Here is a 4987-nt window from a genome sequence, read left to right as displayed (position 1 = left end):
GGTCGGCTCGTCGGCGACGAGGAGTGTCGGGCGGGTGACGATGGCGCGCGCGATCGCCACGCGCTGCTGCTGGCCGCCGGACAGCTCGGCCGGCGTGTGGTGCTCGCGGCCGACAAGGCCGACCTCCGCCAGCGCCTGCATGGCAAGGTCTCGGCGCTCGCGCGCGGCAACACCGCGATAGATCAGCGGCAGTTCGACATTTTCGGCTGCCGTGGTGCGGGCCAGCAGATTGTAGCCCTGGAAGACGAAGCCGACATAAAGGTTGCGCAGCATGGCGCGGCGGTTGCGGTCGAGCCGGCCGGCGTCGATGCCCATGAAGGAATAGGTTCCGGCCGTCGGCGTGTCGAGGCAGCCGATGATGTTCATCGCCGTCGACTTGCCGGAGCCGGACGGACCCATGATGGCGACGAATTCGCCACGCCGGATGGCAAGGTCGACGCCGGCCAGCGCATGCACCTTGGCCTCGCCCTGGCCGTAGCTCTTCCAGACCTTGTCGAAGGTGATGAGGGTCGCGCCCGCAGCCACGGCATCAGCTCCGCTGCTGCGACGCGGTGATGATTTGAGCGCCTTCGTCCAGGCCAGAGATGATCTCGGTCAGTTCGCCGTCGGTGGAGCCGATCTTGACATTGACCGGGTGCGGACGCCCGTTCTCCAGCACGTAGAGCGTGCGCGAGCCGTCGGTGGGGACTGTGGCGGCCTGGCGCTGGCGATTGCCGCCGGGGCGCCCCATGCGGCCGGTGAACAGGTCGCTCAGGCTCCAGCCGCGGGCGGCCTGCTGCGCCGGGCGATAGCGGAAGGCGGTGGCGGGTACGGTGAGCACGCCCTTGGCCTGTTTTGTGACGACCGAAACGGTGGCGGTCATGCCGGGCCGCAGCAACAGCTCGTTGTTGTCGACCTCGAGCCGCGCATTGTAGGTGACGACGCCGTCGGTGGTGACCGAGGCATAGGAGATGTCGCGGATCTCGGCATCGAACGGCCGCTCGGGGAACGCATCCACGGTGAAGCGGGCATGCTGGCCTGACTTGACCGCGCCGATGTCGGCCTCGTCGACGGCCGCCACCAGTTCCATGTTCCTGAGATCGGCGGCGATGATGAACAGCACCGGCGCCTGCAGCGAAGAGGCGACCGTCTGGCCGGGATCGACCGAGCGCGTCAGCACGATGCCGTCGATCGGCGCATAGATGGTGCTCTTGGCAAGGTCGGTCTGCTGCGCCTTGAGGTCGGCCTGGGCGATGGCGAGGTTGGCCTGCGCGCTGTCCAGCGCTGCCTTGGAACGGTCGCGCGTGGCGGTTGCTGCTTCAAGCGACTGGTCGGTCGCCATGCCGCGCCTGGTCAGTTCCGCGGCGCGTACAAGCGCCTTCTCGTTTTCGGCCAGCGTAACCGTGGCGTCCTCGACATTGGCGGCGGCGGCCTTGGCCGAAGCTTCGGCGCGCTCGATCTGGACTTCGAGTTTCACCGTGTCGAGGGTCGCCAGCACGTCACCCTTCTTGACCTGCTGGTTCTCCTCGGCCGAGACCGAGCGGATGATGCCGGACAGTTCGCTTGAAATGTCGACCTGGGTCAGGGGCTGCAGCGTGCCGGTTGCCGATACCGCGACGGTGAGGTCGGCCTTGGCGGCAGGCACGGTGGTGTAGTCGATCCTGGCCGGCGAGCCGGCATACCACTGATAGACGCCAAGCCCGGCGACGACCACGATCAGCGCCAGCAGCGCATAGATCCAGCCGCGCCGGCGCGAATTGCGCCGACCCGTCGTGTCGAGCCCGAGCGCCGTCTCGATGGCGGAATCCGATTCCGTCTTTGGCAGATTGACAATCTGGTCCACGCTGGACCCCTATAATGCGCAATGTCCCTATCTGTGCACAGATCAGGCTTACTGGTTCAAATATCAAATTAAATTTCGCCCATGTTGGGATTGAGGCAGGAATGAAAACCCGGAATTACTTGCTCTACGATGTGTTTACGACCGAGCGACTGGCCGGCAATCCCTTGGCCGTCGTGCTGGACAGCAAGGGATTGGACACGGCGGCGATGCAGGCCATCGCGCGTGAGTTCAATCTGTCGGAATCGGTTTTCGTGCTGCCGCCGGACAATCCCAAGCACAAAAACCGCATCCGCATCTTCACCCCCGACTATGAAATGCCGTTCGCCGGCCATCCGACCGTTGGCGCCGCGATCGCGCTGGCCGAACTGGCTGAGGAGGGCGGCGCCGGCATCTTCGTGCTGGAGGAAAACATCGGCCCGGTGCGGTGCGCCGTCAGCAAGCATGACGGCAACACTTTTGCCGAGTTCGACCTGGCCAAGCTGCCGGAGCCGCTGAAGCTCGAGGCCCATCCGGAGGCGATCGGTGCCGCCCTTGGGTTGACGCCGCACGAGATCGGCTTCGAGAATCACCGCGTCGCGTTCTGGTCGGCGGGTGTGCCCTACGTCACCATCCCGGTTGCCAATCTCGAAGCGGCGGGCCGGATCAGGCTGGACAACCAGGCCTGGTCGGAACTGGCGCCGCGCAAGAGCGAGTGGGCCTTCGCCAGCCCCTATGTCTACTGCCGCGAGACGGTGAACCACGAAAGCGCCTTCCATGTGCGCATGATCGTGCCCGGCACGCCTTCCTATGAGGATCCGGCAACCGGCTCGGCGGCAGCGGCCTTTGCCGGCGCCATCATGCATTTCGACGCGCCGACCGACGGCATTTCGCAGCTGTGGATCGAGCAGGGGCTGGAGATGGGCCGGCCTTCGCGCATCCGCCTCGAACTGACCGTGCAAGGCGGAAAACTGGCCTCGGCGCGCATTGGCGGCAACGCGATCTAGGTGGCGGAGGGCAAGCTGTTCATCTGATCGAACGCATGCTCGGTCGATTTGTCGGGAAATGATTCCGGCAGGGCTGGACAGGACCGGTGGTGGCGGCTATATGCCCGCCAACGCCGGTTTTTGCCGGCCGAGTGGGTGCGTAGCTCAGTTGGTAGAGCAGCTGACTCTTAATCAGCGGGTCCACAGTTCAATCCTGTGCGCACCCACCAAATTCCTAGAAGAGTTGGTGGAAAGACCCTGAAAGCGAGACGCGTTTGGCGCGTCTCGGGCAGGCTGTCTGACTGTGATTCTTTACCGCGCTATCCGGATCTCGTGGCGATTCAGTCGCGTTGGAAAATGCGGCTCAGAAACCGGCCGAATCGAAAAGCATGGCTCTTTTCCCCGGCTGCAGCATCGCTGGCGCCAATTCCGTCTTTTCCCCCGGAGAAATCGCTGATGAGCCACCAGAAGAAGACCAGGAAGACAACGAAAATGCCGGTGTCGATCGGGCCATGACTTGAATAGCTGCTGTGACGGAACACAACAGCGACCGCCCCGGCGATAAACACCGCAGCCGCGGCAGGATGAAATTTCTTCATCTGCAAAATCTATTTGAGAATCGCCGTTACGGGAAGATGCGTCCTTTGTCGTGACAACGGCATCTTTGTCGGCCCGACACGGGGAATGAATAACTACTTCTCCGAAACGCCAGCCTCTGCAAAACTCGCCATCCTTGCATGGCACTCCAGCGCCGAGCGGACGATGTTGACGGCCAGGCAAGCGCCAGAACCTTCGCCGAGCCGCATGCCGAGATCGAGCAGGGGCGGCAGGCCGAGCGCTTCGAGCAGGCCGCGATGACCTGACTCAGCCGAAACGTGCGCAGCGATGGTGTGGGCGAGGCCGGTCGGGTGCAGCTTTGCCAGCGGGGCCGCGGCGGCGGTGCAGACGAAGCCGTCGAGCAGCACGGGTACGCCGAGATGGCGGGCCGCCAGCGTCGCGCCGAAGATGGCGGCGAGTTCGCGGCCGCCGAGTGCGGCAGCGATAGCAAGGGGATCGGCAAGGGCGGCGGCATGGCGCTTCAGGCCGGCCTCGATGGCAACCACCTTGCGCTTGAGGCCGGCGTCGTCGACACCGGTGCCGCGCCCGGTCCATTTTTCCGCGCCGCCGCCGAACAGGGCTGCTGAGATGGCAGCCGCCGGCGTTGTGTTGCCGATGCCCATTTCGCCGAAGCAGATCAGGTCGAGATCCTTCGTCACCGCATCATAGCCGGCCGAGACCGCCGCCAGAAAGGCCGCTTCGTCCATTGCCGGCCCTTGTGTGAAGTCGCCGGTCGGATGGTCGAGATCGAGCGGGATGACGTCGAGTTCGGCGCCGGCCATGCGGGCAAGCTGGTTGATGGCGGCACCGCCGCCGGCGAAGTTCGCCACCATCTGCACGGTGACTTCCGAGGGATAGGCTGACACGCCTTGGGCGGTGACGCCGTGGTTGCCGGCGAAGACGAAGACTTTTACGCGGTCGAGTTTCGGCATGTCGCGGCCCTGCCAGCGCGCCAGCCAGGCAGCGATCGTCTCCAGCCGGCCAAGGCTGCCTTGCGGCTTGGTCAGCGTATCCTGGCGGCGGGCGACCGCATTGGCCGCGGCATCGCTGCCGGCCGTCAGGTCGAGGCAGGCGGCGCGCAATTCACTAAGGGATTTGAAGGGCATGGGGGCAAAGTCTCCGAAAAGGAATCAGGCCAAGAGAATCAGGCCAAGGGATCAGGAAAGCGCTACGGAAGCGACGAGCAGCACCGCGATCTCGCTCGCTTGCTGCAAGGCCCCGATCGTGTCGCCGGTCTGGCCATCGATCTGGTTGAGGCAAAGGGCTCGGAAAGCGGCAAACAGCAGGCTAAGCAGGATCAGCGCGAAGATGGCTCCGCCCAGTCCAAGCAGGAGCAGCGGGATCGCGCCGAGCACGGCGCCGGCCACGGCGGTTTCCTGCGAGACGGTGCCGGCATCGGCCGAGAGGCCGTCGACGCGCGCTGGAGGCAAGAGATGCATGAAGGCGCCAAGCAGGCCGCGCGAGGCCGCATGTGCGGCTATGAGGGCGAAGAGGGCCTGAGTGGGATCGACGAACTCCGACAGCGCGCTCCAGCGGATCAGCAGCGACAGGCCCAGCGCCATGGCACCATAGGCGCCGATGCGGCTGTCGCGCATGATCTCAAGTT

Annotated in this window: 6 protein-coding genes and 1 tRNA gene; 2 read left to right on the top strand and 5 right to left on the bottom strand. The window is 65.0% G+C overall.

Features of this window, described 5'->3' with window-relative positions; genetic code table 11:
- Together EOC06_RS32525 and EOC06_RS32520 are read right to left on the bottom strand one after the other, a co-directional pair.
- A partial coding sequence (locus EOC06_RS32525; protein ID WP_164898858.1) for an ABC transporter ATP-binding protein occupies window positions 1-525 on the bottom strand: 525 nt, incomplete at its 3' end.
- Between the two features lie 4 nt (window positions 526-529).
- Window positions 530-1822 (bottom strand): efflux RND transporter periplasmic adaptor subunit, encoded by a 1293-nt coding sequence (locus EOC06_RS32520; RefSeq protein ID WP_128309716.1) that lies wholly within the window; start codon window positions 1820-1822, stop codon window positions 530-532.
- Window positions 1823-1923: 101 nt separating this feature from the next.
- On the opposite strand from EOC06_RS32520, the gene EOC06_RS32515 reads away from it, so the two are divergent.
- Window positions 1924-2805 (top strand): PhzF family phenazine biosynthesis protein, encoded by an 882-nt coding sequence (locus tag EOC06_RS32515; protein ID WP_128309715.1) that lies wholly within the window; start codon window positions 1924-1926, stop codon window positions 2803-2805.
- A 133-nt stretch (window positions 2806-2938) separates the two neighbouring features.
- Window positions 2939-3014 (top strand) — tRNA-Lys (locus EOC06_RS32510).
- A 111-nt stretch (window positions 3015-3125) separates the two neighbouring features.
- On the opposite strand, the gene EOC06_RS32505 is transcribed toward EOC06_RS32510, so the two are convergent.
- From EOC06_RS32505 to EOC06_RS32495, 3 genes are all read right to left on the bottom strand, one after another.
- Complete coding sequence (locus EOC06_RS32505) at window positions 3126-3383, bottom strand: hypothetical protein (RefSeq protein ID WP_128309714.1); 258 nt, start codon at window positions 3381-3383, stop codon at window positions 3126-3128.
- A gap of 93 nt (window positions 3384-3476) precedes the next feature.
- Complete coding sequence (cobT, locus tag EOC06_RS32500; protein WP_128309713.1) at window positions 3477-4487, bottom strand: nicotinate-nucleotide--dimethylbenzimidazole phosphoribosyltransferase; 1011 nt, start codon at window positions 4485-4487, stop codon at window positions 3477-3479.
- Between the two features lie 51 nt (window positions 4488-4538).
- Window positions 4539-4987 (bottom strand): adenosylcobinamide-GDP ribazoletransferase (locus EOC06_RS32495; RefSeq protein WP_206631301.1); only part of this gene is annotated, 449 nt, incomplete at its 5' end.

Source organism: Mesorhizobium sp. M7A.F.Ca.MR.362.00.0.0 (genome assembly GCF_004023175.1).
Taxonomy (GTDB): domain Bacteria; phylum Pseudomonadota; class Alphaproteobacteria; order Rhizobiales; family Rhizobiaceae; genus Mesorhizobium.
Note: the sequence above shows the minus strand (reverse complement) of the source record. Positions and strands in the feature narration are given on the sequence as shown.

What these genes read in the sequence shown, in the direction of transcription:
- EOC06_RS32515 (WP_128309715.1), top strand. Translation starts at nt 1,924, where the DNA reads ATGAAAACCCGGAATTACTTGCTCTACGATGTGTTTACGACCGAGCGA.
- EOC06_RS32505 (WP_128309714.1), bottom strand. Translation starts at nt 3,383, where the DNA reads ATGAAGAAATTTCATCCTGCCGCGGCTGCGGTGTTTATCGCCGGGGCG.
- cobT (WP_128309713.1), bottom strand. Translation starts at nt 4,487, where the DNA reads ATGCCCTTCAAATCCCTTAGTGAATTGCGCGCCGCCTGCCTCGACCTG.